General features: G+C 42.2%; 1 protein-coding gene. It reads left to right on the top strand.

Translation table 11 applies throughout. The features are described from left to right. Window positions 1-410 (top strand): hypothetical protein (locus tag AC5ZGW_RS47270; protein WP_496114289.1); only part of this gene is annotated, 410 nt, incomplete at both ends.

The following is a 410-nucleotide window of genomic DNA, read 5'->3' as shown; positions in this document are numbered from 1 at the left end:
TGGCAAGAATACATGGAAGAACTGTACAAAAAAAGATCTTCATGACCCAGCTAATCACGATGGTGTGATCACTCTCCTAGAGCCAGACATCCTGGAATGTGAAGTCAAGTGGGCCTTAGAAAGCATCACTATGAACAAAGCTAGTGGAGGTGATGGAATTCCAGTTGAGCTATTTCAAATCCTGAAAGATGATGCTGTGAAAGTGCTGCACTCAATATGCCAGCAAATCTGGAAAACTCAGCAGTGGCCACAGGACTGGAAAAGGTCAGTTTTCATTCCAATCCCAAAGAAAGGCAATGCCAAAGAATGCTCAAACTACCACACAATTGCCTTCATCTCACATGCTAGTAAAGTAATGCTCAAAATTCTCCAAGTTCACATGAACTGTGAACTTCCAAATGTTCAAGAGG

This window comes from Bradyrhizobium sp. Crot121 (assembly GCF_059512385.1).
This window is presented reverse-complemented; position numbering and strand designations above follow the sequence as displayed.